At 42.5% G+C, this 26,184-nt stretch carries 25 protein-coding genes; 20 read left to right on the top strand and 5 right to left on the bottom strand.

What is annotated here, in order from left to right:
- The first annotated feature begins 6 nt into the window (after window positions 1–6).
- The 15 genes from KIU71_RS11715 (at window position 7) to KIU71_RS11645 (ending at window position 14,227) form a co-directional block, all read left to right on the top strand.
- Window positions 7–591, top strand: coding sequence for a glycosyltransferase family 2 protein (locus tag KIU71_RS11715; protein ID WP_214131478.1), 585 nt, complete (start codon window positions 7–9; stop codon window positions 589–591).
- Window positions 588–1,607 carry a glycosyltransferase gene (locus tag KIU71_RS11710; RefSeq protein ID WP_214131477.1) on the top strand — a complete coding sequence of 340 codons (1,020 nt, stop codon included), beginning with the start codon at window positions 588–590 and terminating at the stop codon, window positions 1,605–1,607. The genes KIU71_RS11715 and KIU71_RS11710 overlap by 4 nt, the downstream gene beginning before the upstream one ends.
- The gene (locus KIU71_RS11705) at window positions 1,604–2,641 is read left to right on the top strand and encodes a glycosyltransferase (protein WP_214131476.1); all 1,038 of its coding nucleotides are present in this window, start codon (window positions 1,604–1,606) and stop codon (window positions 2,639–2,641) included. The genes KIU71_RS11710 and KIU71_RS11705 overlap by 4 nt, the downstream gene beginning before the upstream one ends.
- The gene (locus KIU71_RS11700) at window positions 2,622–3,689 is read left to right on the top strand and encodes a glycosyltransferase (protein WP_214131475.1); all 1,068 of its coding nucleotides are present in this window, start codon (window positions 2,622–2,624) and stop codon (window positions 3,687–3,689) included. The genes KIU71_RS11705 and KIU71_RS11700 overlap by 20 nt, the downstream gene beginning before the upstream one ends.
- Window positions 3,682–4,524, top strand: coding sequence for a glycosyltransferase family 2 protein (locus tag KIU71_RS11695; protein WP_214131474.1), 843 nt, complete (start codon window positions 3,682–3,684; stop codon window positions 4,522–4,524). Before KIU71_RS11700 ends, KIU71_RS11695 begins: the two co-directional genes overlap by 8 nt.
- A gap of 155 nt (window positions 4,525–4,679) precedes the next feature.
- Window positions 4,680–5,540: a hypothetical protein gene (locus KIU71_RS11690; RefSeq protein ID WP_214131473.1), complete on the top strand. Its 861-nt coding sequence runs from the start codon at window positions 4,680–4,682 to the stop codon at window positions 5,538–5,540.
- Window positions 5,541–5,615: 75 nt separating this feature from the next.
- Entirely contained in the window at window positions 5,616–6,203 is a 588-nt protein-coding gene (locus tag KIU71_RS11685) for a DUF1989 domain-containing protein (protein WP_214131472.1), read from the top strand.
- A 441-nt stretch (window positions 6,204–6,644) separates the two neighbouring features.
- Window positions 6,645–7,307 (top strand): guanitoxin biosynthesis heme-dependent pre-guanitoxin N-hydroxylase GntA, encoded by a 663-nt coding sequence (gntA, locus tag KIU71_RS11680; protein WP_214131471.1) that lies wholly within the window; start codon window positions 6,645–6,647, stop codon window positions 7,305–7,307.
- Window positions 7,308–7,560: 253 nt separating this feature from the next.
- Window positions 7,561–8,355 carry a helix-turn-helix domain-containing protein gene (locus KIU71_RS11675; protein ID WP_214131470.1) on the top strand — a complete coding sequence of 265 codons (795 nt, stop codon included), beginning with the start codon at window positions 7,561–7,563 and terminating at the stop codon, window positions 8,353–8,355.
- 66 nt (window positions 8,356–8,421) lie between these two features.
- Window positions 8,422–9,150 carry a dienelactone hydrolase family protein gene (locus KIU71_RS11670; RefSeq protein WP_214131469.1) on the top strand — a complete coding sequence of 243 codons (729 nt, stop codon included), beginning with the start codon at window positions 8,422–8,424 and terminating at the stop codon, window positions 9,148–9,150.
- A 133-nt stretch (window positions 9,151–9,283) separates the two neighbouring features.
- Window positions 9,284–10,201, top strand: coding sequence for a dihydrodipicolinate synthase family protein (locus KIU71_RS11665; protein ID WP_214131468.1), 918 nt, complete (start codon window positions 9,284–9,286; stop codon window positions 10,199–10,201).
- Between the two features lie 113 nt (window positions 10,202–10,314).
- Window positions 10,315–10,890: a TipAS antibiotic-recognition domain-containing protein gene (locus KIU71_RS11660; RefSeq protein WP_214131467.1), complete on the top strand. Its 576-nt coding sequence runs from the start codon at window positions 10,315–10,317 to the stop codon at window positions 10,888–10,890.
- A gap of 91 nt (window positions 10,891–10,981) precedes the next feature.
- Entirely contained in the window at window positions 10,982–11,227 is a 246-nt protein-coding gene (locus tag KIU71_RS11655) for a hypothetical protein (protein WP_214131466.1), read from the top strand.
- Between the two features lie 404 nt (window positions 11,228–11,631).
- Entirely contained in the window at window positions 11,632–13,212 is a 1,581-nt protein-coding gene (locus KIU71_RS11650; RefSeq protein ID WP_214131465.1) for a hypothetical protein, read from the top strand.
- Window positions 13,213–13,303: 91 nt separating this feature from the next.
- The gene (locus KIU71_RS11645) at window positions 13,304–14,227 is read left to right on the top strand and encodes a dihydrodipicolinate synthase family protein (RefSeq protein WP_214131464.1); all 924 of its coding nucleotides are present in this window, start codon (window positions 13,304–13,306) and stop codon (window positions 14,225–14,227) included.
- 6 nt (window positions 14,228–14,233) lie between these two features.
- Here KIU71_RS11645 and KIU71_RS11640 read toward each other — a convergent pair whose 3' ends face one another.
- From KIU71_RS11640 to KIU71_RS11630, 3 genes are all read right to left on the bottom strand, one after another.
- Entirely contained in the window at window positions 14,234–14,542 is a 309-nt protein-coding gene (locus tag KIU71_RS11640) for a DUF1272 domain-containing protein (protein ID WP_214131463.1), read from the bottom strand.
- A gap of 213 nt (window positions 14,543–14,755) precedes the next feature.
- Window positions 14,756–15,343: an HD domain-containing protein gene (locus tag KIU71_RS11635; protein ID WP_214131462.1), complete on the bottom strand. Its 588-nt coding sequence runs from the start codon at window positions 15,341–15,343 to the stop codon at window positions 14,756–14,758.
- Between the two features lie 45 nt (window positions 15,344–15,388).
- On the bottom strand, window positions 15,389–16,123 hold the full coding sequence (locus KIU71_RS11630) for an SDR family NAD(P)-dependent oxidoreductase (protein ID WP_214131461.1): 735 nt from the start codon (window positions 16,121–16,123) through the stop codon (window positions 15,389–15,391).
- A 196-nt stretch (window positions 16,124–16,319) separates the two neighbouring features.
- Between KIU71_RS11630 and KIU71_RS11625 the strand changes: the two genes are divergently transcribed.
- The 3 genes from KIU71_RS11625 (at window position 16,320) to KIU71_RS11615 (ending at window position 19,622) form a co-directional block, all read left to right on the top strand.
- A complete protein-coding gene (locus KIU71_RS11625; RefSeq protein ID WP_214131460.1) occupies window positions 16,320–17,132 on the top strand; it encodes a phosphate/phosphite/phosphonate ABC transporter substrate-binding protein in 813 nt (270 codons plus the stop codon).
- Window positions 17,133–17,378: 246 nt separating this feature from the next.
- Window positions 17,379–18,488, top strand: coding sequence for a hypothetical protein (locus KIU71_RS11620; protein WP_250207466.1), 1,110 nt, complete (start codon window positions 17,379–17,381; stop codon window positions 18,486–18,488).
- Between the two features lie 570 nt (window positions 18,489–19,058).
- Window positions 19,059–19,622 carry an ECF-type sigma factor gene (locus KIU71_RS11615; RefSeq protein ID WP_214131459.1) on the top strand — a complete coding sequence of 188 codons (564 nt, stop codon included), beginning with the start codon at window positions 19,059–19,061 and terminating at the stop codon, window positions 19,620–19,622.
- Window positions 19,623–20,232: 610 nt separating this feature from the next.
- Here KIU71_RS11615 and KIU71_RS11610 read toward each other — a convergent pair.
- Entirely contained in the window at window positions 20,233–22,137 is a 1,905-nt protein-coding gene (locus KIU71_RS11610; RefSeq protein WP_214131458.1) for a diguanylate cyclase, read from the bottom strand.
- A gap of 206 nt (window positions 22,138–22,343) precedes the next feature.
- On the opposite strand from KIU71_RS11610, the gene KIU71_RS11605 reads away from it, so the two are divergent.
- Both KIU71_RS11605 and KIU71_RS11600 read left to right on the top strand, forming a co-directional pair.
- On the top strand, window positions 22,344–23,267 hold the full coding sequence (locus tag KIU71_RS11605) for a homocysteine S-methyltransferase family protein (RefSeq protein WP_214131457.1): 924 nt from the start codon (window positions 22,344–22,346) through the stop codon (window positions 23,265–23,267).
- Window positions 23,268–23,461: 194 nt separating this feature from the next.
- Complete coding sequence (locus KIU71_RS11600) at window positions 23,462–23,827, top strand: hypothetical protein (protein ID WP_214131456.1); 366 nt, start codon at window positions 23,462–23,464, stop codon at window positions 23,825–23,827.
- Window positions 23,828–23,856: 29 nt separating this feature from the next.
- Here KIU71_RS11600 and KIU71_RS11595 read toward each other — a convergent pair whose 3' ends face one another.
- Window positions 23,857–26,004 carry a serine/threonine-protein kinase gene (locus tag KIU71_RS11595; RefSeq protein WP_214131455.1) on the bottom strand — a complete coding sequence of 716 codons (2,148 nt, stop codon included), beginning with the start codon at window positions 26,002–26,004 and terminating at the stop codon, window positions 23,857–23,859.
- Between the last annotated feature and the right edge of the window lie 180 nt (window positions 26,005–26,184).

The raw sequence follows: 26,184 nt of genomic DNA, 5'->3' as shown, positions 1-26,184 counted from the left end.
TAGGCCATGGAAGACATTTTTAACTGCAGAGTCTCAGTCATACTTGTAACCTATCACCACAATGACGGTGCTCTAGACAGAATTACAGCGATCCGAGAGTCGTTTGAACATTACACTATTACAGTGTTAGATAATTCGAGTGAGGAATATAAAGCTCGCGGTAGACTGAGAGCTAGGTTACATGAGGTTGATCCGACTATCCGATACGTCGATCATGCGAAAAACTGTCGGTTCACTGCATATAACGAAGGCCTCGCTGCGCTTGAATCAGAATTCACGATTTTTCGAACTGACGATGACGTATTTTATGAAGGGAATACGTGGAAGCTTTTAGAGAATGGTTTTTTTCAAGATTTTGTAACGACATCCTATATCTATAATGGCAATCATCAGCAGGGTGAAAGTTTTCGCCGTCCGATTGAAAGTATTATTGTCAAAAGTCACGTATTGCATTCACTGCTCCCCTTCGAGCAAAAGGCTGGTAGTGACTGGATGTTGATGGAAAAGCTATTCCAACGTTTTACTTGGACTCATTACCCCACCATTTTGTTAAACAAACGAGCGCACGGACGAGAGGTAGTCAAGCTATGAAACTGGCGGTAATTGCTCATCCTCGTTTCCCAATTCGTTCTCCCTACGCTGGTGGTTTAGAAGCCTTTATCGGATCAATAGTTTGCAAATACCAGTCCGCATTCGAACTGACGCTTTATGCTCACCCAGATAGCGAAGTTGATTGTGAACTGGTTGGATTTGATATGTGTAGAGACGACTACGGTCGCTTTCCAGATATTGTCGAAAATGATTTTATGCTCAAGGTTATGACTGATATCGAAAAGAGAAAATTTGATGTCATTCACAATAATTCATTAAATCCCATCCCTCTGTTATGGGCAAGCAAGAATAGCATTCCTCTGTTAACAACATTACATACCCCTCCCTATTCGAAACTAAAATCAGCCGCTGGCTTGGCGTCTTACTCACCTTTCGTGCACTTTACCGCAGTTTCCCAGTCTCTGGCTGAGGCTTGGAAACCATTTGTTAATGACAGAATTTCGGTAACTTACAATGGTATCGACTTAGACAAATGGAAAGTGGATAAGAAGCCCCAAGACTTTGTGTTCACTTATGGACGGATATTACCGAGTAAAGGTATTGACATTGCTATACGTGCTGCCCATCGCTTGAATATACCAATAAAGATTGCTGGCCCAGTGGCAAATGAGAAGTATATGAGTGAGGAAGTGCTACCGTTACTAAAAGGTAATGATGAGTATCTTGGTCACCTCGACCATCGTCAAATTAAAAGTACGTTGGCAACCTCCAACGCTGCGGTATTTGGTACGCGATGGGATGAACCTTTCGGTTTAGCCACTTTGGAAACTATGGCTACTGGGACACCTGTTGCTTCATTCAATCGCGGAGCCTTTGCAGAAATAGTGAAGGAGGGGGCGGGTGTATTGGCAGCCGGCAATAATGTAAAGAGTTTGGCGGAGGCGCTTGATGCAAGTCTCTTACTCTCTGGAACCGCAGCGACTGAAAGCGCTAGCAACTTTCCGTTGTCGAAAATGTGCGACTCATACAGTTCTATATTAAGTAGGATTGCATGAACATCTTAATGGTTGCCAGTCCAATTGTTTCTCTGCGCCAGCCCTTTAAAGGTGGGACCGAATCATTTTTGGTGAATTTGTCTAACGCATTATGTCAACGAGGTCATATTGTCGAAGTTTTGTGTAAAGATTCAGATGAGAACAATGAATTCAGTACGATACAACTGGATGAATCCCCACTTAGGATGCAAGATAACCTTATTTCTGAAAAAGAAGGGCAAAAGCTTTATCAGGCCGCCCAATTCGGACTAATAGATTTCAGCAAGTACGACATTATTCATTATCATAGTTATTATCATGCGATTTATGACATGGCTTTACTGCACTCTGTTAGCTCTGTGGTTACCTTGCATGCGCCAGTTTCTAAACAACTCGGCTTGGTTCATCGGCTGCACAAGGCTCGGAGTGATCACAAATACGTAGCGGTTTCGCAACGTCTTCGGAAGGAATGGGAAAAAGAAATTGGAAGCGGAATTGACGTAATCCCTAATGGTGTGTCGTTTCCTTCTACATTATCTATCGACACACTAGAACGTGATAGCAGTTATTTTTGGATGGGCCGAATCAATCCAGAAAAAGACATTATGTCTGCAATTAAAATTGCTCGCGCATTAAAAAGAAAAATCAAATTTGCGGGTCCTATAGAGGACCCCGGCTACTTCAATGAACAAGTTGAACCTTTACTCGACGGAAACGTCGAGTATTTAGGCCATCTTAAACATGGCATTTTGTTCCGCGAGTTAGCTAAATCATCGCTTTTTCTCGCAACGTCCCGATGGGATGAGCCTTTTGGCCTAACCACGGTAGAAGCGCTTTCAGTCGGCGTTCCTGTTGTGGGTTTTGACACGGCGATCCCTGAAGAACTACGACATGAACCCGTCTGCCAAATTGGACAAGATATTGACGACGTCATTTCGCGTATTAAATGTATGCCAGAGGTTAGCCGAGAAGCCTGTCAGAGCTTTGCGCGTCAATTCGATTTTCAGCGAACGGTGAGTGAGTATGAGAAGGTTTATGAACAACTCATCCAATAAAAATAAAAAACATGCGAGCCTGCTCTTTTACGTTCACCACCATGGGGAGGGGCACATTTCGCGTGCCAGATTACTGGTCCCGACCCTGGCCACAGTCTATCGGGTTGTAATAGTGTTCATCGACCCTAAAGTGGCTAACAAGTTATCTAAATATTCGGATAGCGTTGAGTTTCAGCAACTTCCTTCCAAGTGGGCCACACGCTCTGGTTGTGATGAAAGAATGTATTGTTCAGCATTTGAAGGGATAGAGTTTAGTCGGGCGCCTTTAGAACGAGCGATCGAGTTTAATGCAATCGTGAAAGAGTTTAGGCCAATCTGCTTCATCAGTGATGTATCCGCTGAATTGACGATAGCAGCACGAAGCATTGGCCTCCCTGTATTGATGCAAAGACATTCTGGGGATATTAGTGGCGACCCGACCCAGGTATTTGCCTACGAATGCGCAAGTAAGTTGTACGCTCCTTTCCCTAAGTATTTAGAAGCAACATCGTATAAATATAACGATAAGACACATTATTTGAATTTCATTTCAAAATATTCTTCCGTACCTTCTCATAGAGAAGAGGAAAATACGTCAGACGTAACCATATTGATGAATGATCCCGAGCGAGCAGCCGTCATTGCAAAGATATGCACAGAGATTGCAGGTCGCGTTGTTGTTATTGGATGTGAAGGTAGAAAAATTGATAACGTAGTTTGGAAGGGGAGGGTCAGTGACATCTCTATGTCAATAGATACCGCGTTGGTGATTACAAGCTGCGGAAATAATGCGGTATCAGAACTTTTATCGCTTCGAAAACGCATAATTGTTATTCCCGAAAACAGGCCGTACGGGGAACAGTTGGAAAAAGCAAAAATGTTGCACAAACGTGGTTTGGCGATTTATCTACCATGGAAAGATTTTATCAATCAACGAATAGACACGGTTAGAGAAGCATTAAAGAACGCCACCAGAATCAATTCAGAAGGTGCGCGAAGTTTGTTCGACCATCCTGAGGTATATGCATCAAAATTCCTCTCATTGGTTAAGGAGATAGCTTGTGAATAACCCATTCTCAATCGTCACTCTTGTTAAAGGGCGACATAGGCAATTGGCCAACTTGTTGCATAGTATCGAATGCAGTTCGATAAAACCGCGCGATATAGTCATTGTTTGGATGGATGAAAGAAATGAGCAAAATAAGGCCCCTTACGGAAAGATAACACAAACGGAGCTATACATCAGTGAATCAGGACTGCCTTTGGCCAAAGCAAGAAACCTGGGATTGAAGAGTGCCAAAGAGGATATTGCCATCTTTGTCGATGTTGACTGCATTTGCTCTCCAACGCTTTTCGAAAGCTTGTTGAAGCGCTGTGCCCCGCAGCGAGTGGTTAGTGCAAAAGCACGATACCTTTGTGATGTGCCATCCAGCGGAAATTACAAAGCGTTAGCTGATAAAGCGGTGATCCATCCGAAACGCGACGTTCTTGTTACCGATGTACCGTCGAATTTTAAAAGCTTCTGGTCTCTTATTTTTGCCATCAGCCGCGACGATTTCATGAGCGTAGGCGGGTTTGACGAATCTTTTACCGGGTATGGTGCGGAAGATACTGATTTTGCCATGAAATGTGAGAAAAGAGAGATGGAACTCATTTACGTGGAAGATTACGTTCTCCACCAGTACCATGATAAATTCACGCCCCCTATAAATCATGCACAGGACATTTGCAAAAACGCAAATGTCTTTGCAAAAAAATGGGGATTTCTTCCTATGTATACATGGTTGACGACCCTCTCGGATATGGGCTTCGTCAAAATCGATGAAGTAAATAAACGGGTCGAACTGATGCGGGTCCCATGTGATGATGAGATAGAAGCATGCCGCTCGTCTAACCCATTTTAAAATAATTAGAGGTGATCGTTTGGTGTACTGGGCAAATCTATTTACATTTTTGGAAAGTAATGAAGTGGCGAATTGGCCTCGTATCTTGATCCGATTTAATGATTCACTGATGCACAATAAGGTAGTGTTGGAACAATCAACCCGAGGAATTGTAAATGACTGATGTTGATACTGGCTTTAGAGACACCACTGCCTCTCCGAAAGATTCTTGCCTAGGACTAATCAATAAACGCTTTCATAACTATTATTCTGACAAAAAATCAAAAGCGCTACACAAAGTGAAGAGTGAACTTCTGGTCGTTGTCAAAATAGATAGCCGTTTGATTAGTATCTGTGATGGCAAATACACTGTATACACCATCAATTCAGACCGTTACCACGCGCTGAAAAGTTTGGCTCATTTAACGATGGCGATATTTTTTCAACTTACTTCTAACGATTTGGACACTGAAATTGGTCATGTGGAAGAGTTGGTCGAGTCTGCATTCGACTCGATAGACCTTGAAATTTCAAAGGAGCTTAAAAAAGTAACAGAAGATTTCATTCATAAGGTGAAACAAGCCAAACACGTTGAGGCTACTTCATTGCTACAATACTCAACTTCGCTAGAGCCTATTTACGCTAAATTGATGATGGCTAGCGCGATGGATGAGGCTGAAAACTTGAAAGATGCTTTAGCAAAAGTTCTGGCTATGCACCCTAAGAACAGCTCGCAAATATTCACCGTGACGATGGGCGCACATCAACCGCGCTATAAGGAATTGTCAAAGCTCGTATTTCAACGCTGGCTTCACGGAATGGATGAACACATAGTCAATACTGACCATCACGTTCGGTATTTAGAAGGTGGCTGTGATATCGAAGAGGCTTTAAATTTAGTCAGCACTGCAATAGTAGATCGGGAAATTGCCCAGTTGTTTTTAGGTTCAGCTGAAGGACTGAATCAAGATGTATTGGGTGTTGTCGCCGAGAAAGCGATAGCGAATGTTTGGGGTGAGCCAAATGGTGCTAGATAGTATTGTCTGAATTCAAGTTAGCTTTAATTTAAATAGGTAACGAACCTAAATAAGTCACGATAGGAGGAAAGAGTGATGTCGACAACCATTAAACCCAGAAGCGGTACCGCATTTACGATGAAAGCGGGAGAAAAATTGAAGGTGATAGACCCTGAGGGGGAGCAGGTCGCTGACCTATTCTGCTTCAATCTGCACGATACTGATGAATCCCTTTCCGGGGGAAGATCACTTGATTACAATGAGAGTGTGCGATTTAAAAAGGGGGGCGTTCTTTATTCAAATTTGAGTAATCCGATGTTTGAAATTATTGAGGACAAAGTTGAAGACCATGACTTTTTACTGACTCCCTGTAGCGTAGATACCTTCAAACATTTTTATCCAAATGAGGAAGTCGTGCCGGGATGTTATGGAAATTTAGTTAACGCGTTTGATAAATACAATATTCCACCTCACAAAGTCAGCACTACGTTCAATATTTTTATGAACGTCAAAATAGATGAGGCAGGGGCTATATCGGTCCTTCCTCCTACCAGTAAAGCAGGGGACTATATCGTCTTTGAAGCGAAGATGGACATGATTGTCGGGTTAACAGCCTGTTCGGCAGGCCAGTCTAATAACTTTTCGTATAAACCTATCCAATACGAAATCCTCTCAGGAAACTGATAGGTTCGGTGAAAAACTGAAGGTATGGCTTTGGCTCTTTGGCATTAGATACTACTTTAGTGCCAGAGCCTATAGCAGATTCTGCGGATTTGCTAATTAACCTCTACAGCCGTTGAGGCAGTCCTCCACTTCAATGCGGCAAGCGTATAGCGCCAAAACCTTCCCATCTTTTCACATTAAAAGAAAAATTTTCACTCTGAAATTTTACGGGTTCCTTTTGATGTTGAAGCCGCACATCGCAGTTGTCAATTAAGCTAGTAAAAACAAAAGCTTCAATAAGCACTACCGTTTCACGCTGAAAGATAAATCTGGTAAGGAACTTGCTCGAATAGTCGTAGTTTAAATTACGTGGTATTCGAAAATTAGCGGCGCGACAAGCTGACTTCAGAATAGAAGATCTAGATCCAATCTCGCACGTGTTCAAGGGAAGGGGGTAACACAATGTCAACTCTTAGAAACGAAATCAAAAATGAATTTACTTCAGTCATTGAACAATGTGACTTTCCCTGCGTAGGGGCTAAAACCGCACTGCACAAGGATCAAATCACGCTTAATGTATATGGTGATATCAATTGCGATTTGAACGTCATCGACATTTTGGGGGATATGTATTCATTTCTCGATGACTACGACATTAAAACGAAAATGTACTCTTCCTTTGTCTGCATATTCGATCAGAACGAAATTATTTCGGAAGAGGAATTCGATGCAGCGCTCTGGCGAAAGCTTCAACAACTTCACAACGTAGATAAATGCGCGTTCAATTGGGACTCGACAGTATCGAAAAAGCCGCTGGACCCAAATTTTGGTTTTAGTCTTGGCGGCTATGCGTTTTTTGTGATCGGTTTTAACCCTCAGAGCAGCCGGAAAAGTCGGCGTTTTAGATTCCCAGCCATTGTATTTAATCCTCACAACCAGTTCGACCAACTCCGCGAAGCCGGGAAATTTGAAAAATTCCGCGACCACATCCGCCAGCGTGACGTCAAATACAGCGGCTCGAAAAATCCAATGCTCGCTGATTTTGGTGATCGCTCTGAAGTCTATCAATACAGTGGACGTAAGGTCAGCAATTCATGGAAATGCCCTTTTGCGGTGAATGGTTAACAACTAATTTTCAACCGAAATCTCAGGGAAAATCTAAATATAGTTTTGCTAGCGCCAACATACCTACATTGAAAGTCCCTGTTGCTACACCCGTGTTACCAACTCACTTTACGTTGGCGGGGGTGGCCTTTGCTAAAATGAAGAGGATTTGGCGTAAGATGACTTGTTGATTGAAGTTGGAGCCACACAACTTACCCAAGTTGCGTAACTCATTGAAGAGATGCTTTCAACGTTTCTCCTTTTGGATTTGCAAATGATTATTAATTTAAAGCCGCATTCTTCGCTTAGCCGGTACATATTGAGCTACCGCATTATAAACGACTTACAGCAAGAATACGCTGACGTAGAGATAGAAACCTGTCCGCAGCCCGTTGGAATATTAACATTGAATTATGGGGATCCAACGTTGACAGAATCTGGAGTTCCCCATTTCAGAGTTTCTCTATTGGGAATACAGACTCAGGTACGAAAGTGGTTTCCACAAGCCCAAAGCTATTTCATTATGATTTTGTTAACTCCCGTGGGCATGACTCGCTTGTTTGATGAATTCGGTGGATTCGCTGTCAATCATCTGGAAGATGTCACTAGCGCCTGGAGCGTCAGCAAAGTTAACAGTTTTTATGGATCAATTCGCAATCCGTTTTGTGCTGACTCTGTGAAACTGAGTTTAGACAGTTGGTTTTCACACGTTTTTACTCATTCGCGAGGCTCGCGCTTAAAGGTCTCTGAAAGAATTGCTGGAGCCATATCAGACTCAGGCGCGGCTGTTGTAGGAACATCTGTTCGAACCATTCAAAGAGACTTTAAGCGTTACGTGGGGGTAACATTTTCACAGTACACACAGATGGTGCGGATTGGTAAAAGCGTTCGCAACGCCGCAAATAAAGAAATAGACGCAAGTATAGCTGACTTCTATGATGACTCTCACGCTATAAGAGAATGGAACAGATACCTAGGAAGAACACCCCGCCACTATTCAGAGAAACAGTGTTTTTTACTGCAAAATGCGTTCAATACATCATTTGATCCAACCATTTTTTATCTTTAAATGTCGTTTTTGTACAATTAAATGATATTCAGTCTATGTATCGTTGACATTTTTGGGAGAAGTAAAATGGATCCGATTTACACTGAAGAACTAACGTTTGAGTATGATAATAAAATATTCGATTTATATTTTGCGCAATCTAAAGATGATGAGACGAAATTAGGTACATTACTGCTATTTCCTGCGTGGGATGGATTGAATCAACCCATTAAAGATATAGCGCTGAAGATGACTTTTCTTGGTTATAAAGTTTACGTGTTCGATCTTTACGGAAAAGGGGTGAGAGGTGAACCTACCAGTGATAATTCACATCTTATGAATCCATTACTTGCGGACCGACGAGAATTACAGAGCCGTATGTTGGCTGGGTTTAGATACGTTAAATCGATTGAGCGACTTGAAGATCAAAAGTTTGCAGCGGTCGGCTACTGTTTCGGCGGGCTCTGTGCTCTCGACTTAGCGAGAGCCAACCCGGCGGGTTTGCTAGCATCGATTTCTTTTCACGGTCTTCTTGACAGTCTTGAATCCGATCTTGGAGCCGTGATTCATCCGAAAATACTTGTCCTCCACGGAGGGAGGGATCCGATGGTACCTCCTGAGAGTCTCCGTCTATTTTTCAACGAAATGCTGGACAAGAAAGCAGATTGGCAAATGAATATCTATGGCGATGCAATGCATGCATTTACTTTCACGGGGGCAAATTCTCCAGAAATTGGTGTCCAATACAGTGAAAAAGCAGATAGGCTCTCGTGGGATTCATTAACACGTTTCTTACATGACACATTTTCAGAATAGGGTTCAAAATATAAAAAGATGTTAAGGGTGCCAACTATTTGGCACTTGTCTCAGGGGTTCAGCGTAAACGTTGTTATTGCCAATAACAAACAATGCAGAAGTGCCGGTTGCATGCTGAACGAGATGACAGTTTATGAAAAATATAACATTGAATGCGTACGCATTGACGCCCGTATCCTCGAGAAGACTAGATACGCAGTCTTTTGCCCGCATACTAACAAGGTTACGGAGTGCTAAAGTAGATTGTATTGGCATATTAGGTTCGACAGGTTGCGGCCACTATTTCTGTGTTGAGCAAAGAAAAACAATCCTTGAACAAGCGTTGATTTACGCTGAAGGTGCCGATGTTTTGGTGGGAGTTAGTGCATCAAATACCTACGATGTCTTAACTCTGGCGGAACATGCTCAGAAGCGAGGTGCCGCTTCCTTGCTCGTAGCGCCGTCTTCCTATCATCCACTGTCCGAAGATGAAGTACTTCGATTCTATCAGCAAGTGACGGCAAATACCTCTATTCCTATTTGTATTTACGAGAATACGCTCACCACTCAGTTTAGTTTTTCGCTTCAGCTATTGGCGGAACTAACCGACTTGCCTTACATTGGGGCACTCAAAATATCAAGCTTCCGCCATGGTAGTGTCACCCGTAGCGATTGGATTAGGGCACTCAAGAGTACTATCAATCCGGAAATCACTATTGGTCTAAGCGGTGACCCTTATTTTGCTTCTGCACTGACTCCTGACATCGGCGCTTGGCACTCCGTCATTGCGGGCATTTTCCCCGAAATCTGTGTATCTATTGTAAGTGCATTAAAAGTCGGTCAACTTGACAGAGCCAATAGTTATCAAAAACTATTAAATCCTTTACTGGAGCTATACAAAACGAAGGCCGGTAGCGTTCGTGTAACGGCCACCGCTGCGGAGGCTCTCACGTTGTGTCATTCAGATTCTTTGCCTTTACCCTTAGAAGGAATATCAGGTTTCGATAGAGTTGCGATAGAAAGCGCTATTGAGCACATCAGGAAAGGTCAACAGGACTTACTCATTGGGTGAGTTATCTGTGTCCATTTAAATGAAAAAGGCCGTGCCCAAAGAGGCACGGCAAGGGTACTTGGTCTTGAAAGACCACGGACTTACTCGACACTGGAAGGAATAAACCAGCTTGATTGGATAAACGCGTTTCAATCGATGATTGTGCCAAGTTTGTGGTCTTCTCATTTTGGCACTTTTTTCAGTTCGCTAGCGTACTTATCACAATGATGATGAAATTATTGTTCGAGCTGGAACAATCTGTTTTGAGAAATTCAAAAGGAAATACCATGGTTTTGATACCCGATAAATTCAATAGTGATTCAAGTCAATCGTCCTCTGCGATTCGTCACGAAGCGTACACGTTATATGGCGAAGAACTTATAGCAGTGGAGGAACGATTGTCTTCACGAAGCAAAGCTGAAGCTAATGCTGTTCACGAGCAGGGAGCCTTAATTGCAAGGGAGATAGCGCTACACGAAAATTACACTCCAAACAGCCCAGAGATGATGAATTTAATGCTCCGACAGTTGAATTGGTTAGAAAATTACTATCGGGTTACAGAGGACCGCTTCCGTGGTTTAGCTGATTTGTATATCAGCGACTCTCGCTTTGCCAACTACTATGATTCGTTTGGTTCCAACACTGCTGAAAAACTTAGCCGTGCGATGATGTATTTTGCCAATCATTTTGACTGGCATGACAGAAAATAGTGCTCAAAGCAATAAATGTTAATAGGTTGAACGACGGCTCCCCGTTGCTCTGCTTTAGACCATTTTGGGCATTTTGAAACCGATGAAGCCTTTGGACTTAAATTCAGTCGCGACGGTAGCCAGAATATCTTCGTCGATTGTTAGGTTAAATGAAGATATCACCAAAGAAATAGCGGAACATTTGATTGACTGTCCAGCGTCGTGCCGGCAGTTGGAGTTTGAACAACGAACAATCAACAAAATGAGGGAAGTTGATGCACTATTGATGGTGCTCGGTCATCAACCTGCCTACAAAATGTGGATTGAAAACAACGTCTCTAGATTATCGGGCGATTAAACTACCGACTGTACATTGTTCTATATACATAAATTTAATTTTAATCTTACATCTGCCTCCCATAGAAGGGAATCCAGTGTGATGACCAGGCTTGAACGTCTAAATTGAGTGTTGCCAGCGTATCATTGTCTGCACTTTCAGAAAATATAAGCATATCTAAGCGCTAAAAAGCCACATCGGCTAAAAGCAACGTCGGTTTTTCTCAAAAGCCTGACGTAAATGACGCTTAACTCGACACGTCAACTCTTAAATATTTGAAAATACGAAATATCTTATGTATTGGCATGATTGCTTGCCGAATTTCGTTACATATTTGAGATCTGTTTTTTCGAACATTTTATAAGTGAAAAGCGTATTCCACACCGCTTAAAGCAAACTTTATAACAGACCACGAGAGAAATAGCATGAAAAACACATTGGTTATACTCCTTACCACAATTTGGAGTGTTAGTTTATTTGCAGACATAGATGAAGAGTTTAAAGCGTCACCTCATGAGAGGTTCGCCTTGTACACCGGTGATGGAAACTATAAACAAGCCTATCATTGGTCGTTTAATATCGATGGCGGAGGGGCTCCAATTACTGTATTTCTGAATCATGGCTCTGGTGGCGAATGGTATGACGAGATTGAAAATCGATTTGGACCGTGTGGACCAGATTACTTAGGGGTATCAGAGGATTTTCGGGGAACAGAATATGACGGGCTTTGTGAAACCGATCAGCAGGGCAACCGACTTTTTTTAGCTGATTATAATAATTACCACGTACCTGTTGGACCGGAACTTGAAACATTCATGTTACGAAAAATCGTGGGTAGCACAAAGTTTGCGGCTTGGTATTTTCAAGACGCTTTTTCTCATTATGATTCTCCCGTGCATATTTTCATGGTTGGAAGGTACAACATTGTTAAAAGCCCTTCACATTTAAACAATACGCTTTATTGGCTACAAGTCACAGATCAAGGTTCTACTTCGCGAAATACTCTACCACCCTATAATTTTGATGGGTACGGTCTCTCAAACATTCACGGTGATGATAGACCATTTCACACCGCTCCAGATATTTCTGCTTTCGATAATATGTTTCTCTATAAAGCTGTAAAAGAACAATTTCCTGAAGTTTCTCTGGAAAACATAGTTATTGAGGGACGGTCAAATGGGGGTTCTGCAATGTTCGCTCTTGCCGCAGATTATGCTATATGGCCTCAACACGTTCGTGAGTTTTGGAGCCGAAATTTGGTCACACTACCTATTGGTGGCCCTCTGCCTGATCCGACCCAATTCCTGACTGTCGAGACGGTGATGGATGACCCCATATTACGTGCGGCATTTAATCAAATGCTATCAACAGTGACTTCAGAAAGTCTACACGAGTTATTGGGCGAAGGGTTGGAGCTAGAATTGTATTCAAGTGACGGCGTAAATCTTAGTGACGACCAAAACAGTAGCCTAGAATTTGGCCAAGGCGAAACAGTTCCATTTATACCCGAAACATTTAACGAGCAACTGAGTGAACTTGTTGGCGGCGATTTTTATGCAGATGTAAAACTTATACATGCATTTTATCCTGGTTGTCGCCTAGATGGATTGATGGGGTTAGAAGAGTCGCTAGGTGAGAATGAAGTGAATGAGTTTGGAGATAATAATCATGGTTATCAGGTAGCGTTGAAGTTTCTTTTGTCTTTTGGTGCGAATGATTCGTTATACTCCTACTGGTGTGACGATAGAGTTGCACAAGCCAGTCATTCGCAGAGCACCCCCTTAGCGCCTCTTGTAGGAAAAGATTCTGCAGTCGAGAGCTCATTGTTTGCTAATGCTCGCCATGGGTTTGACTACAAGGATGCTTACAAAAACCTTAGCCAATACACCAATTCATCACAAATCCGAGCTCAAGAAGCGCGAGAAGCTATTGAACGTGTTATTAATCAAGTGATTAAAGAGGTCGGCTTAGAAGGCCAGTACCAGTTACCGGAAAATCTCGATTAAATTAAATTTGAGGAATGAAGGTTTTACTTGAAGTTTCGTTTGCTCTTCGAATTCCCGAAGAGCATAGAAGTGTTAATTAGGGCTTAAGTCAGTGAAAAAAGTGTCGTTGAACGCTCATGCGCTAACGCCAGTGCGCTCAGGGAGGTTTGACCCAGCGTCTTTTGCTCGTATTGTAGAAAATTTACGTGATGCACAGGTTGGCTCTATCAGTCTGCTAGGGGCGGCGGGGTGCGGTCTATATTTTTCTATTGAGCAACGGAAAACTATACTCGAACAAGGATTGGTTTATGCTGAAGACGTTGAGGTTATGGTAGGGGTTAGTGCTTTGAATAGTTACGATGTTCTTACTTTGGCTGAACACGCACAATTGCATGGCGCTGCTTATCTACTAATTGCCCCATGCTCTTACCAGACACTTTCTGAGGATGAAGTGCTTCGGTTCTACAAGGAAATGACTCAGAATGTGTCTATTCCAATTTGCATCAATGAGAATACGATAACTACTCAGTTTAGTTTTTCGCTTCAACTATTGTCTGAGTTAACTAAATTACCGCATATTGAAGCCGTGAAAATATCTAGCTTCCGTCATGGGAATGTGACACGAACAGATTGGATTAAGGCGCTAAAAAGCACGATTGATCCAAAAGTAAAAATCGGGTTGAGTGGTGACCCTCATTTCGCCTCAGCACTAACTTCCGAAATCAACGTTTGGCACTCTGTTGTTGCCGGCATATTTCCTGATATTTGTGTATCAATAGTTAACGCTCTGGACAACGGGCACTTGGATCAAGTCGATAACTACCAAAACTTATTGGGTCCCCTAATGGAACTCTACAAAACAAAGGTCGGCACCGTTCGAGTAACGGCGACAGCAGCAGAAATTCTTTCTTTGTGCAATAAAGATTCGTTACCTCCTCCCTTAATCAGCTTAACAGGTACTAACAGAACTGCGGTGGAAAGTGCTATTCGCTATATTAACGAAGATCAAATCGATACGCTTCAGTCAATAGATTAGCGCTAACTACCTCATATTGGGTGAAATTTTCCGAATCTCTGATGCAAACGTTTCGTGTGCGCTGGTATCGACGGCCTTTATGACAGGCTTCTCACTAGCGGGGTGTACACCAAGGTAATTACCATTTTTTAGGTTTAAAGAGGGGCGTATAGGACGGCGCTCAAAACCTCCACCACAATTCGGACAAACATTGTGTAAAATATCAAGCGCGCACGTTTTACAGAATGTGCACTCGAAAGAACAAATGAAAGCATTCACTGAGCTTGGCTTCAAATCTGTCCCACAGTTCTCACAGTTTGGTCTAATTTCCAGCATTGTTTATCCTTCGTTAGTGAATATTTTACGTTTACACCTTTCACCGATAGAAACGCTGTGCAAATTGCACTATTAAGTGGTACACCGTGTTACTTGAGACTGCCATCGTTAAACGGATTCAGATTCAACTCTCAAGACTGTACTAATCTAGGAGAAGTTAGCAGCCTTAAAAGTTTATCCAGTGGCGCTCTACCGACGTTTATCGTTCATAATTTAATTTTTACCTTCAGCTACTTTAGCTTTAGACTCAGAGACTATTAAGTTCTTGTACTCATCAACGAGGGAGTCAAAACCTGAGTTAAAATGACTTAACTCAATCATTTTAAACTCCACTGGAACCCAGGTTGCTAAGTCAGCTTGATTATGCTGAATCTGCACTTCGAGTTTATCTAGTGCTACAGCAAACAGTGCTTCGGGCGTCTCTCGTTTTTCAAACTCGACCCACAAGTTCTTTATTTCCTGCCCAACAGATCCTAGTTGACTGGCTATCTTTTCGATCGCCGCTGCCTCATCCTGTGCTTTTTGCCGCTTCAGTGAGGCATTGTCTACCAAATCCGTCGCAGATACGTCCCCAGCATAAATTTCAACTAGATCGTGAACAATGATCATCTTAAGAGTTTTGAACAGGTCGGTATCTTGACTTAATTTGCCGTGTAGTAGTATAGCCATCAAGGACATCCTCCACGTGTGTTCTGCAACACTTTCTTGCCTACCGTCAGATAACCAGCTATGTCTCATTTCAGTTTTTAATCGTTCGCTGACCTTTATAAATTCATGAATTACGTTGAGGTTTTCGTGCATCTTAAGTCTTTAATCCCATATTTATTAAGCCAAAATTGCCAATTTTCAATACAGACCGCCAGAAGCGGTAATCGTTTCTCCCGTTATCCACTTTGCTTTCTCGCTTAGAAGCAGGCATACAACGTTTGCGATATCTTCAGGTTCACCGATGCGTTGCAATGGTGTTTCTGAAGCGATGTGGGTTCGTATTTCCGGAGTCGTGGCATTACTGAACATGGGCGTGTTGGTACACCCCGGCGACACACAATTAACTCTTACACCATCTGGGCCCGCATCGATAGCCAGAGATCGGGTGAAAGTCTCCATCCCAGCCTTTGTCGCACAGTACACGGACAACCCTCTAACTGGGTGAGTCGCATTGATTGAGCTGATGTTTATCACATTACCTCTTGCATTTTTTAGTGATGGCATAAGTTGATGTGTTAGTTGAATTGGCGCAAGCAAATTAACGTTGACTGCTTTTTCAATCTGAGCGGGGGCCAGTTGTCCGAAGCTTCCACTTGCCGTCTCTGCCGCATTGTTTACTAAGACATCGAGTGTTTGCCCAAAAATTCTGTTGTGTGTTTCAACGATTTCTTTGACTGCTTCTGCATCGCTCAAATCAACCAATGATGAATACGCTTTGACTCCATACGTGCGACACGCTTCTTCTACCTCGTGTAGTGCTGCAGATGCTTTGCGGCAAACAATTAAAACGTCAAAACCCTGTTGGGCTAAGGCGATACAGATCGCGCGGCCAATTCCTGAAGCCCCCCCTGTCACAATTGCACTTTTTTTCATAAGTTTTCCTGTTAATGTTTAAGTTTATAACGGGAAATTGACCGAAAAGATGTCAGTTCATCAAGATTATTGTAAAGAACGTAATATGGATATGAATAGACACGGTTCGTCGCTAGTTCTCGTATAATGTATTGACAATGCTTTAACGATTAAACGACGGAAGGCGAACGTAGTGTGTAGAGAAAAACGAGTATTCATGGTGTTAGCTTTGGTTCTATTAAGCGTTTCCGTCGGAGCTCGTGCGAGTGACGAGATTGTGATAGCAACCTACCATTACGAATATATTGACAGAGCGGAATCTGTTGCGCCGCTCGCTCAGTCTTTGAGCGATTTAGCCAATGCTAAAGTGAATGTTCAAGTTTTCAATTCTCCAACAGATTTAGCGACGGCGTTCGTGAACGATAAAGTTGATGTGGCAGTACCTAATCTCGCTGGCTTTGCCAAAATCGCCGCATCCAGCTCCTACGTACTGCTAATTGTTCCTGATAACCGTAAAACATCGTATACCAGCAGCATTGTCGCAGGGAAAAAAAATACATCATTAGTTACCACGCTGAAAAGTACGTCAAAACCAGTTGGCATGGTTTGGCCAGATTCGTCGTCAGGAGGTTTAGTTGGATTAGCAAAAATTCTACAATTGCTTCCAGGCGAGAGTCACTATCTTAAAAAGAAAATAGAGTATCTTGGTAGTCACCAAAATGTGATGGACGCGTTACTATCTGGGAGGGTCGAGGTGGGCGTACTAGCAACTCAGGTCTACGAAAGCTCTGCAGGCAAGAACTCGCTATCTGAACTGTGGCGATCGCCACCAATCCCCTACGGTCCGATTGTTTGCAATCAACGCGTAGAACAAATCTGCCTAAAATTGCAAGCACAATTGGTTTCCAATACCTCTATTGCAAATGAGGTCCTTAATGGACTCAAGCTGGGCTGGAAGGAATTTGAAAACTCTACGCAACTTATCATCCCTAAAAATGAGCACTATGGTCAGTTCATAACACTTCACTGAAATGGTCTATTCAAAGCGTTCTAATTTTAGCAGTTAAGTTCAAAATCACTTAGTGCGTTTAATTTTCACCATGCAAGCGCTTCAGCATTTTTTTAAGGAACCGTTTTAGAAGATACACTGAAAATAGGTCCCTTTGCTGCGTACAACAAGATAGCCATAACGCTTATACCTGATTGGCACTCAATGTCTCTTGAATACGTTTAACTCGATTAGAAAACAAGCACCAACTATTTAAGAGTAAACGGAATGCAAAAATTAGTGATGCAAGCAGTGTCAATCATTGCCTTGGTTTTATTGAATGCTGGGTGCAATGACACAAACACGTTAGATGTTTCCCCGGAGCAAGAGGTTATCTTTAACTATACATCGTTAGATGGTGTCACTGTGAATCAGTTTGCCAAAGCAGGGACTGGTATTTTGGCAGCCACCAGTCATGGGGTTTATACACGTGAGGCTCAAGATTGGCATGCTCTCGACGCTACCAGCGATTGGCATGTGTATGCCGTGGTAGAGGTAAGTGCAGGTCACTACATTGCATCAATAGAGTTTCGCGATAATTTTTATATGGCAGAATCACTCGATTTTGGTGAAAGCTGGGACTACGTCGGAAGTAACTTTGGCGAGGCTGATGGCGGCGGTATCATCATCATCCAGTCCGTTGAGCTAAGTGAAAAAATGCACGCATTAGCATATGATAATGAGACCGGTATGCTATTCGCGACTGGTTTCAACGTTTTAGCTTCCTCAAATGACTTAGGAAGAACGTGGCATATATTGTCTGGTGAATGGCAGGGTTTTGCTAAAGGTTTCTCAGCCCTAACCATCGATCCTCACGGCGCGGCAGTGTGGATTGGTGGGCAAAATGCAATAGAGCAGTCACAGCTATACAGTTACGACTTATCTTCACAGGTATTGTCTGAGCATTCCTCAATGACAGATATGAATGGAGAACCTGGCACTGTCAAAAATATCCGTTTTCATCCTGATGAACCATCAACCATATACGCTTCAGGTGAGCCCGGCATTATCTTTTCCGATGACGCGGGCAAAACGTGGCGTGATTTTTATCTTAATGAAGACTCAAAGTTCTACTTTGGGCTTTTAATTGATTCTATCGAACCAAGCAGAATGTACACTGCTGGCTGGGTAAAAGCGTTTGAACAGCCACAGCCATTTTTACTTGAAATATCGACCAATGGTGGTGATACATGGAGTGTTCACGAATTTGAATCAACTGAAGCGATTTATGGTGGAGTTTGGAGTATGTACGCTGAGCATACTGAAGCACAATCTAACCTTTATTTTGGGCTTTTCAAGGGCGGAATAATGTCTGTGTCGATTGATAAAAGCAACTAGCTTCATGGGCATTTGTTCCGCCAGAATACGATGGTTGGTCAACCAAACTCGACAACGATCCATAGTTTATCAATCGAAGAGTTTGATTCACAGGTTGTTGGGTTTACTTCTTTGGTATCATCAGGTTACATTTGATGGAGCTTTGCGCATGCTTTTGAGTAAAGATCGGGGGTAGTGACGTTTTTATATGATAAATGCTTAAAGCGCGCAAAGTTTTAACAGATCGAAAAGCTTAAGGTGGATGCCTCAGCTTTGGCTAAGCCATTTTACGCTTCACAAGGGGTTCAAATAGTCCAGCAAAATCTTGTAGTGGTTGGGGGACCAAATTTGAGTTGACGTAACCATAACAAAGATTCTGCAATAGTCCGTATTTGAATTCGCACTTTCTGAAGCATGAGTCACTCAGATGGTGTTGTTTGATGATAGGCAATCTGCTCTTATGAACGATTTATGTTGACTGAAGTAATGTGATACTTTCTTTTTCTAGAGATAAAGCAATAGATAGTTTATTCTCTTTGCCTAAGCTCTACAGTCCTTTTAAATAATCTAGATATCTAATCTATGTCCTTTTTGAAGTTACAAGACAATTTAACCGAAGTTCTGAACGACTATCATGTAAAGTCCGAATCAGAGAAGAATGCGGTTATCAGTGAAGTTTATCAATTGATGTATCAAACGGCTGTGAGGAGCTTAAGAAACCGCTCAGTTGCAGGTGTTACACCCACGCTGTTAGTTAACGAAGCATTTATCAAGTTGTTCCGCGAACCCAACCGGTGGTCGAACAGAGAGCATTTTCACGCAGTCGTTTCGTCCGCGATGCGACAGATAATGGTTGATTATGCACGAGCGATTTTGTCGCAGAAGCGTGGAGGCGACTGGTCTGCAGTGACGTACAATGAAGAGCATCTGGGAGAGTTGCAGTCTGTCAATAATGTCATTCTGGTTGACTCGTATCTGTGCAAAGTGAATCAGATTGAGCCGGTTCTCGTTACTATCATTGAATTGAAATTTTTTGTAGGTTGCACAAATCAAGAAGTTGCCGCTGCAACGGACTTATCGTTACGAACTGTTAACCGCCTTTGGGATAAGGCAAAGAAAATTCTTGAGCGTGTCGTCGAGGCTGAGCTTTCGTAACAACCCTCCATCAACTTTTATAGGACTGGCGTCATTAGATCCTTAACAGCGTCATCCGCACTTGCTCACCGTTTGTCTCAATTTACACATCGTTTACGTTTATCACTATTACATAGTGTCACTCAGCGTTTGCTCTTTTTTTAATCTTGATTGGAAACGCAAATAGAGTGCGGCTTTGACTCTTTGGATATTGCATGCTTAACAATAGGTGTGATTCAAGAGGCTGAGTAAACGTGAATAGAGGGATTTTAAGGTGAATGAAGTTAATAAAAGAGTCAACGAATGGTTCAGTTTATTATCTAGAAACGATATCGAGCGATTTTGTCGCCAACACCTCCACAGGCACTGCGTTCTGCAAGTAAACAACAGTTTGCATTGCACTAGAGCGGAAATCGAAGGGTGGAGGGCCACTGAAGGACAAAGCTATTACTTTGAGCCCCCAATATCTCGGAAATCGCAATACAGCATTATTGCAAATCATTGTTTGGTTGCAACCACTACCCAGCTGCGTGCAAGCTCTACGAGAGAATGGTGGATTTTCAAACTGTACAACCTCAACCTATGGAAGATTGCCTATATCGCAATATACGCTTCGGGACAGCGCGACTAGTTATATGCTTGCTAAGTTGTGAACGATGACCTTATTGCGTCCTTCTGACTTTGCTTTGTACATGGCGCTGTCAGCCTTGCTGAGAATTTCATCTAACGCACCAAGTTCACTTGACACTTCCACTACACCTAATGAAAAAGTTATGTAAGTTTGCAACTCGTCCTTAATCAGCTCGTTATGACATGTGGAAATGCGTGTAAATATTCGCTCTACCTCAGATATTGAAGTATTACTAAAAACCATTAGCCATTCTTCACCACCAAGCCTACCGACTTTGTCAGATTGTCTGATCACGTTTTTGGTCGCTTCGTAAAACGACTTTAAAACGATGTCACCTACGTGATGACCATAAGTATCATTTATCTGCTTAAATCGATCTATGTCCGCAATGCCAATGAACAAAGGGGTTTCATAGCGTAAGGATATGTTTACTTGGTTCTGAGCAAACTCCAAAATGGCTCGACGATTGGGTGCCCCCGTCAGTTCGTCAGTCAGTGCAAGCTCTGCAAACGAGTTTTTTGCACGGATCAGTTTTTTGTGTTGAAGATAAAAACCGACGCAACATAAAGCAAGCAACAAAACAACCGTCCAGTAGAAGTACGCTTCGACCTGCTGCTTACTAATTTTAGCTGCTTGGAGATCGTTTTCTGTTTTCAGTAGCTCATTCTGTGAAATAACCGCAGACTCTTGAAATAGCAACTTGAGGCGTTCAATTTTAGTGTTTTGGGCGGACTGACGAGCCTTTTCCGCATTGTCATAATATCTTGTGAACAGTGCCATTGCTTGTGCGGGTTTGTTTTGCGATGAGTAACTGAGAGCCGCTTGTTTTAGCAGGCTAAAGTCATCAGCGCTAACCATAAGGGGTTCGAATTGCAAACCTTCTTCGATGTATTGATTAGCCTCAGTGAACTGAGAGAGTTCTGAACTCACCTGAATGAGGCCGGTCAGTATCGACAAAAACAAACTGACATCGTTATCTTCATCAACTAACGATTTGGCTCTCAGTAACACTAACTTTGCCGGGGGAAGTCGTCGAAGCATTATTTGGGCGCGGGCAATGAATACCAACGAATGAGCTATCCCAAAATCATCGCTTAAAGATTCTGAAATTTCTAATGTCTCTTCAAAGAGCGCTAACGCTTGCGCATACTGTTTGTCGTCATAATAGGATTTAGCAAGATTAAATAGGATGATCGATCGATAAAAAGCAGACTGTCCATGGTCAATTAGCGCTAATGAATTAGAGTAAAACGTGACTGCACTCTCATGATCTGATGTGGATGCATAGATCATAGCAATTGCGTTATATACGGAAGATAACCTGACCTTATCATTATGTTGTTTAATAACTGCAAGAGCTTCGAAGTAAAGCTGCATGGCACTATCATTTAACCCCAGTTCCCAATATATGCCACCCTTGACCTGTTTAGCGTCAGCGCGCAACAATGCTTGGTTAGCTTTCAAATATAATTCGATGGCAGAATCTATAGACGCTATCGCCCCAGATATGTTGTTCTTTGCGATTAGGATTTCGGATGAGAGCTTGGCTACGGAGGCTTTTGCCAGCGCCGTTTTCAGAACATCTTTATGTTGAAAAACTTTACTCAGCACATCTTCAGCCTCTAACATGAGGCCCAGCGCGATTAGAATATCAGCTAACAATATCGTGCTATAAATATATTCACTATCTGACCGGTTTCCGCTAGCGATAATTAGCCTAATCTGCTGGAGTGCTGAAGAAGGGTCTTCGGGCTGTGATGAGCGCACCTGTTCATACTTCTCATACTCGGACTGAGACAATCCCCATTCTTCAAAAGAAGCCTCTTTTGAATGGGCTTTCGAATTCAATCCAATCAATGAAGTGAATAACAGTAACAGCGTCATAAACCAGATACGATAAGGCATTAAATAGTCCACTTAACTTTATGCAAGTCTTTAGTAAGTTTAGTTTCAATCCTTCGAACTCGTTAGCTCTTATTACATTACAACGCAAATAGATTTCAGATTATGCAATTAATCGAAAAATAACTGTCATCTAAAAGTTTTTGGCATCTCAATGACCTCAAATCCGTTAATCAAGATACTAGAAATTAATTGACAGCGTGACACGAATGAAATTGCCTCATCAATCAAATGACCTTTTTATTACTGATGGTGGGTTGGAAACCGACTTGATTTTTAATCGAAACGTTGAACTTCCGTACTTTGCCGCGTTTACTGCGTTGAGTAACGATGTTTCCAAGCACCACATGTGCGAGTATTTTCAGGCCTACTTTGACTTGGCGAAGCAGCAATGCGTCAGCCTTATTGTGGATACACCCACGTGGAGAGCTAGTAGTGATTGGATTAAACGCGTTGAGTCTGAGTCTCGTTCAGTGGAACGTATTAATGCTGAGTGCGTTTCTTTCGTCAAAACTTTACAGTCAGTTAATTCCGATACGAGGTCAGTTATCAATGGGGTGATCGGGCCTCGTGGCGACGGATACTGCCCAGACGTTGATACGACGGTTGAAGATTCTTTACATTATCATCGAACACAATTAGAAGCGTTCCGCTTAGCAAAAGTCGATATGATCTCGGCAATCACAATGAATTGCGTGGAAGAGGCAATTGGAATAGCGCTTGGCGCTAAACTTATGAATATGCCTGTAGTTATATCATTCACCGTGGAGACAAATGGTTGTTTGCCGACGGGGCAGCCCTTAATGGCGGCCATTGAGGAGACGGAACGCGCCACTGAGCGCTATCCTATTTATTATATGATTAACTGCGCTCACCCATCGCATTTCCTGTCAGTAATTCAATCAGAACACCCTTGCTTGGCCCGAATACAGGGTATCCGAGCGAATGCCTCATGCAAGAGTCATGAGGAACTGGATAACAGCACCGAACTTGACAGGGGTAACCCGAAAGAGCTAGCTGGTGACTTTAACCGTTTACGGGCATCCATGCCTAACCTAAATGTCGTGGGCGGCTGTTGTGGTACTGATGTGGAGCACATTAAACTGATAGTGGAACAATTAGTGACCGATTAAGAGGTCGTCTCCTACAAGAGCAAATACCATTCTCAAGCGCTCACTGGTTTAAGTACCTCGCGAACTGGAATCCGAAATCATGCGTTTGACTCTGGCACGGGTATGTTTCAATGCTTTGGGTATTGTTTAAGATTGGATACATACCTGTTGTCATAAAGTCTCAATCAAACGGGTTCACATCACGGAGTAATTTGATGACAAATACGCTAGTCTGTCAGCGCCTTTATATAAGACTGTTATTTATTGCTTGTTTAAGTTTTCAGGCAGTGGCTTTTGCTGATGAGCAACAAAAAGTTGCTAAAACAACCGCTATGTTATTTGGTACTTTTCATTTTGACTCCCCAGGTGCTGATTTTTTGAATCCGGCAGTTTCTGATTTAACAGCTAGCCCGAATCAAAACGTTATTAAAAACGTAGCACTTTCGGTCTCAAAGGGATTTAAACCGCAAAAAGTATTGGTAGAGTGCACTCAGGAACAACAGTCCCAATTAGATGATTATCATCAAGCTGTGAGCGTGATAAATGTGCACAGCAAGCAACGGTCACAGTCATATCCATAAATACTGGAGTGAAATCGTTGAACAACTAACTAATGCACTTTCTGTTCCCGACTGCTCAAACTGCTGCAAGAAAAATTAGGTCGTAGCGAGTCTTCAGGGGAAAGGCGCGTAACGCGCTCATAAAAACTGCGCGACTCCTGACAACGATTAAGAGACGCGAGTAATCTAGACATGTTGTCTAACGGAGAAACTAGTTTTATAAAATCTTCGCCATAGGTTGTTGTGTAAATAGCGATTGATTCTTCAAAATCTGACTCCGCATTAAGGTAATCTCCAGCATCAAGATGGATCATACCTCGGGTATTTAGCATTGAAGCAATTTGAGAGTGACGTGATGGATATTTTGATTTGGCGATTTCTAATTGCTTTTCAATGATAGTTAGAGCGATGTCGTGTTCTTTGATGATGTTATACAAAATAGCCAAGTTTCCAGAAATGACTATATCGGTAAACGGGGATGAGTTTCCATGGATTTGACCACTCAATGAAAGCCCATCTTCAAAGGCTTTAATTGCTTCACGATATTCACCGATGTTCAGATAAACACCACCTTTTAAGTTATACAGCATTCTTTTGAGTTTGAGATCGTTCGATTGATAAAGCTCAGCCTCTGCTAAGTGAATCGCTTCGATGGCTTCACCAAAGTTACCGGACTTCCTGAATAGCTCCGCTCGCAACTTAAAATAACTGGCTCGTACTACGGGCGACAATTTAAGGACGCTGGAATTAGTGACAACAGGGGACAACGACGTGACAAGTTTTTCGGCCGAAGCCAAGTCACCGACATCATAGAAGGCTTCAGCTGCGCGCAAACCAATTCGCAGATCTAACTGAGAGCTTTGGCTATCCAATGATATAGTAGAGATTATTGGGCGGAGCGCGTCCAATGATTTGTGATATTGCTGTAATTGAGCATACGCGCGAGAAAGTGTGATAGCTAAATCTTTCTTAACGTCTTCAGACAAATTGGCACGAGCGTGGAGTTGGGTCGTTGCATCATCGATTAGATCTGCGATAGTTAGCTCATTCGATGTATCAAGCTTTTTTCCAGCGAGGCCCACCGTATCAGATAAAAATTGAGCAACAGATTCCAGCTCTGTGGTCTTGGAAATTAGGATTTTATTGGACTGAATCAGTCTTAGTTGAAAAGACAGAATCGCGATTGAAAATAGCATAGTTGAGACTAACGTGATGCTTGAAACCATGACATGTCGTTGAAAAAACCTGACGGGTGTGAGCCAGCGTTGTGTATCTACAGATGTAGGTCTTAGGTCGACGTATTTTTCTAAATCACCGATGAGTTGCTCAACGCTCTCATAGCGTTTTTCCACATCCTCGTGAGTTGATTTTGCCACAATCAGTCGTAGTGTAGACTGACACACCTTTTTAACTTGCCGAATCGATGTGTCTTGTCGTATGGCTGTCCTCTTAATGGCAATACTGGGATAGTGAGGTTTACCGGTTTGTCCGTTGATTTGAGAAGCGTTTAACAAACCACTGCAGACAAGCAAGTCTAAAAGCACGCCACATTGATAGACGTCGGTTTGGACACTCAGTGACTGGCCACTTTTTTGCTCGGGAGCTGCGAAGTGGGGAGTGAAAAATTTGTTCGCTGAAACACTGTCTGAATTGTCACTTAGAAGTGCGCTAATACCAAAGTCGACTAGCTTAATAATCCCATCACTTGTCACTAAAATATTGTTCGGCTTCAAATCGCCATGAACTATTAAACGACTGTGCGTGAATTTTAGTGCCTTCAGAACACTAATAACGAGTTTAATCCTGCGTTTTGCACTGAGCCTTTTGCGATTACAGTACTTATCAATCGGCAATCCTTCAATATGTTCCATAATGATATAGTGAAGGCCGTCATTCGTCTTACCAATGTCAATCAAAGTCGATATGTTCGGGTGAGAAAGGCTTGCCAATGCAGACCACTCTCTCTCGAAATGAGTATTATCAATTCGAAGGCCCATTTGATTCAGTAACACTTTCATCACGACTTGCTGCTTAACATTGCCAAGCATGCGCGTTCCTTTATACACCCACGAAAAGTTGGATGTAGCCAGTAGTTTATCCAGGGTAATTTTAGCGATAGTTTGGCCTACAAGACGCTCTGGCTGTCCTGAGGATAATCCGGATACTGATAGAAGGTTTCCTGCGCCTGTTAGCTGCATCTTTCCAACCCCTAAAGTTTTAGAATGAAAGTATACTCTATTGGTTACTATAAAATTCGATTTTAACGCGCTAGGCACGCTTCGTCTGATATAGCGAGTACAAATCCCCAGTGACCACAGTCGTTTTAAACAACCCTCTTAAATTTTCAGGCATATTTCGGGTTAAAACAACGTTTAACG

This window comes from Alteromonas oceanisediminis, assembly GCF_018474025.1.
In the GTDB taxonomy this organism is placed as follows: domain Bacteria; phylum Pseudomonadota; class Gammaproteobacteria; order Enterobacterales; family Alteromonadaceae; genus Alteromonas_E; species Alteromonas_E oceanisediminis.
Note: the sequence above shows the minus strand (reverse complement) of the source record. Positions and strands in the feature narration are given on the sequence as shown.

Coding starts and splice junctions, on each gene's coding strand:
- KIU71_RS11715 (WP_214131478.1), top strand. CDS start 7: ATGGAAGACATTTTTAACTGCAGAGTCTCAGTCATACTTGTAACCTAT.
- KIU71_RS11710 (WP_214131477.1), top strand. CDS start 588: ATGAAACTGGCGGTAATTGCTCATCCTCGTTTCCCAATTCGTTCTCCC.
- KIU71_RS11705 (WP_214131476.1), top strand. CDS start 1,604: ATGAACATCTTAATGGTTGCCAGTCCAATTGTTTCTCTGCGCCAGCCC.
- KIU71_RS11700 (WP_214131475.1), top strand. CDS start 2,622: ATGAACAACTCATCCAATAAAAATAAAAAACATGCGAGCCTGCTCTTT.
- KIU71_RS11690 (WP_214131473.1), top strand. CDS start 4,680: ATGACTGATGTTGATACTGGCTTTAGAGACACCACTGCCTCTCCGAAA.
- KIU71_RS11685 (WP_214131472.1), top strand. CDS start 5,616: ATGTCGACAACCATTAAACCCAGAAGCGGTACCGCATTTACGATGAAA.
- gntA (WP_214131471.1), top strand. CDS start 6,645: ATGTCAACTCTTAGAAACGAAATCAAAAATGAATTTACTTCAGTCATT.
- KIU71_RS11675 (WP_214131470.1), top strand. CDS start 7,561: ATGATTATTAATTTAAAGCCGCATTCTTCGCTTAGCCGGTACATATTG.
- KIU71_RS11670 (WP_214131469.1), top strand. CDS start 8,422: ATGGATCCGATTTACACTGAAGAACTAACGTTTGAGTATGATAATAAA.
- KIU71_RS11665 (WP_214131468.1), top strand. CDS start 9,284: ATGAAAAATATAACATTGAATGCGTACGCATTGACGCCCGTATCCTCG.
- KIU71_RS11650 (WP_214131465.1), top strand. CDS start 11,632: ATGAAAAACACATTGGTTATACTCCTTACCACAATTTGGAGTGTTAGT.
- KIU71_RS11640 (WP_214131463.1), bottom strand. CDS start 14,542: ATGCTGGAAATTAGACCAAACTGTGAGAACTGTGGGACAGATTTGAAG.
- KIU71_RS11635 (WP_214131462.1), bottom strand. CDS start 15,343: ATGCACGAAAACCTCAACGTAATTCATGAATTTATAAAGGTCAGCGAA.
- KIU71_RS11630 (WP_214131461.1), bottom strand. CDS start 16,123: ATGAAAAAAAGTGCAATTGTGACAGGGGGGGCTTCAGGAATTGGCCGC.
- KIU71_RS11625 (WP_214131460.1), top strand. CDS start 16,320: ATGGTGTTAGCTTTGGTTCTATTAAGCGTTTCCGTCGGAGCTCGTGCG.
- KIU71_RS11620 (WP_250207466.1), top strand. CDS start 17,379: ATGCAAAAATTAGTGATGCAAGCAGTGTCAATCATTGCCTTGGTTTTA.
- KIU71_RS11610 (WP_214131458.1), bottom strand. CDS start 22,137: ATGCCTTATCGTATCTGGTTTATGACGCTGTTACTGTTATTCACTTCA.
- KIU71_RS11605 (WP_214131457.1), top strand. CDS start 22,344: ATGAAATTGCCTCATCAATCAAATGACCTTTTTATTACTGATGGTGGG.
- KIU71_RS11600 (WP_214131456.1), top strand. CDS start 23,462: ATGACAAATACGCTAGTCTGTCAGCGCCTTTATATAAGACTGTTATTT.
- KIU71_RS11595 (WP_214131455.1), bottom strand. CDS start 26,004: ATGCAGCTAACAGGCGCAGGAAACCTTCTATCAGTATCCGGATTATCC.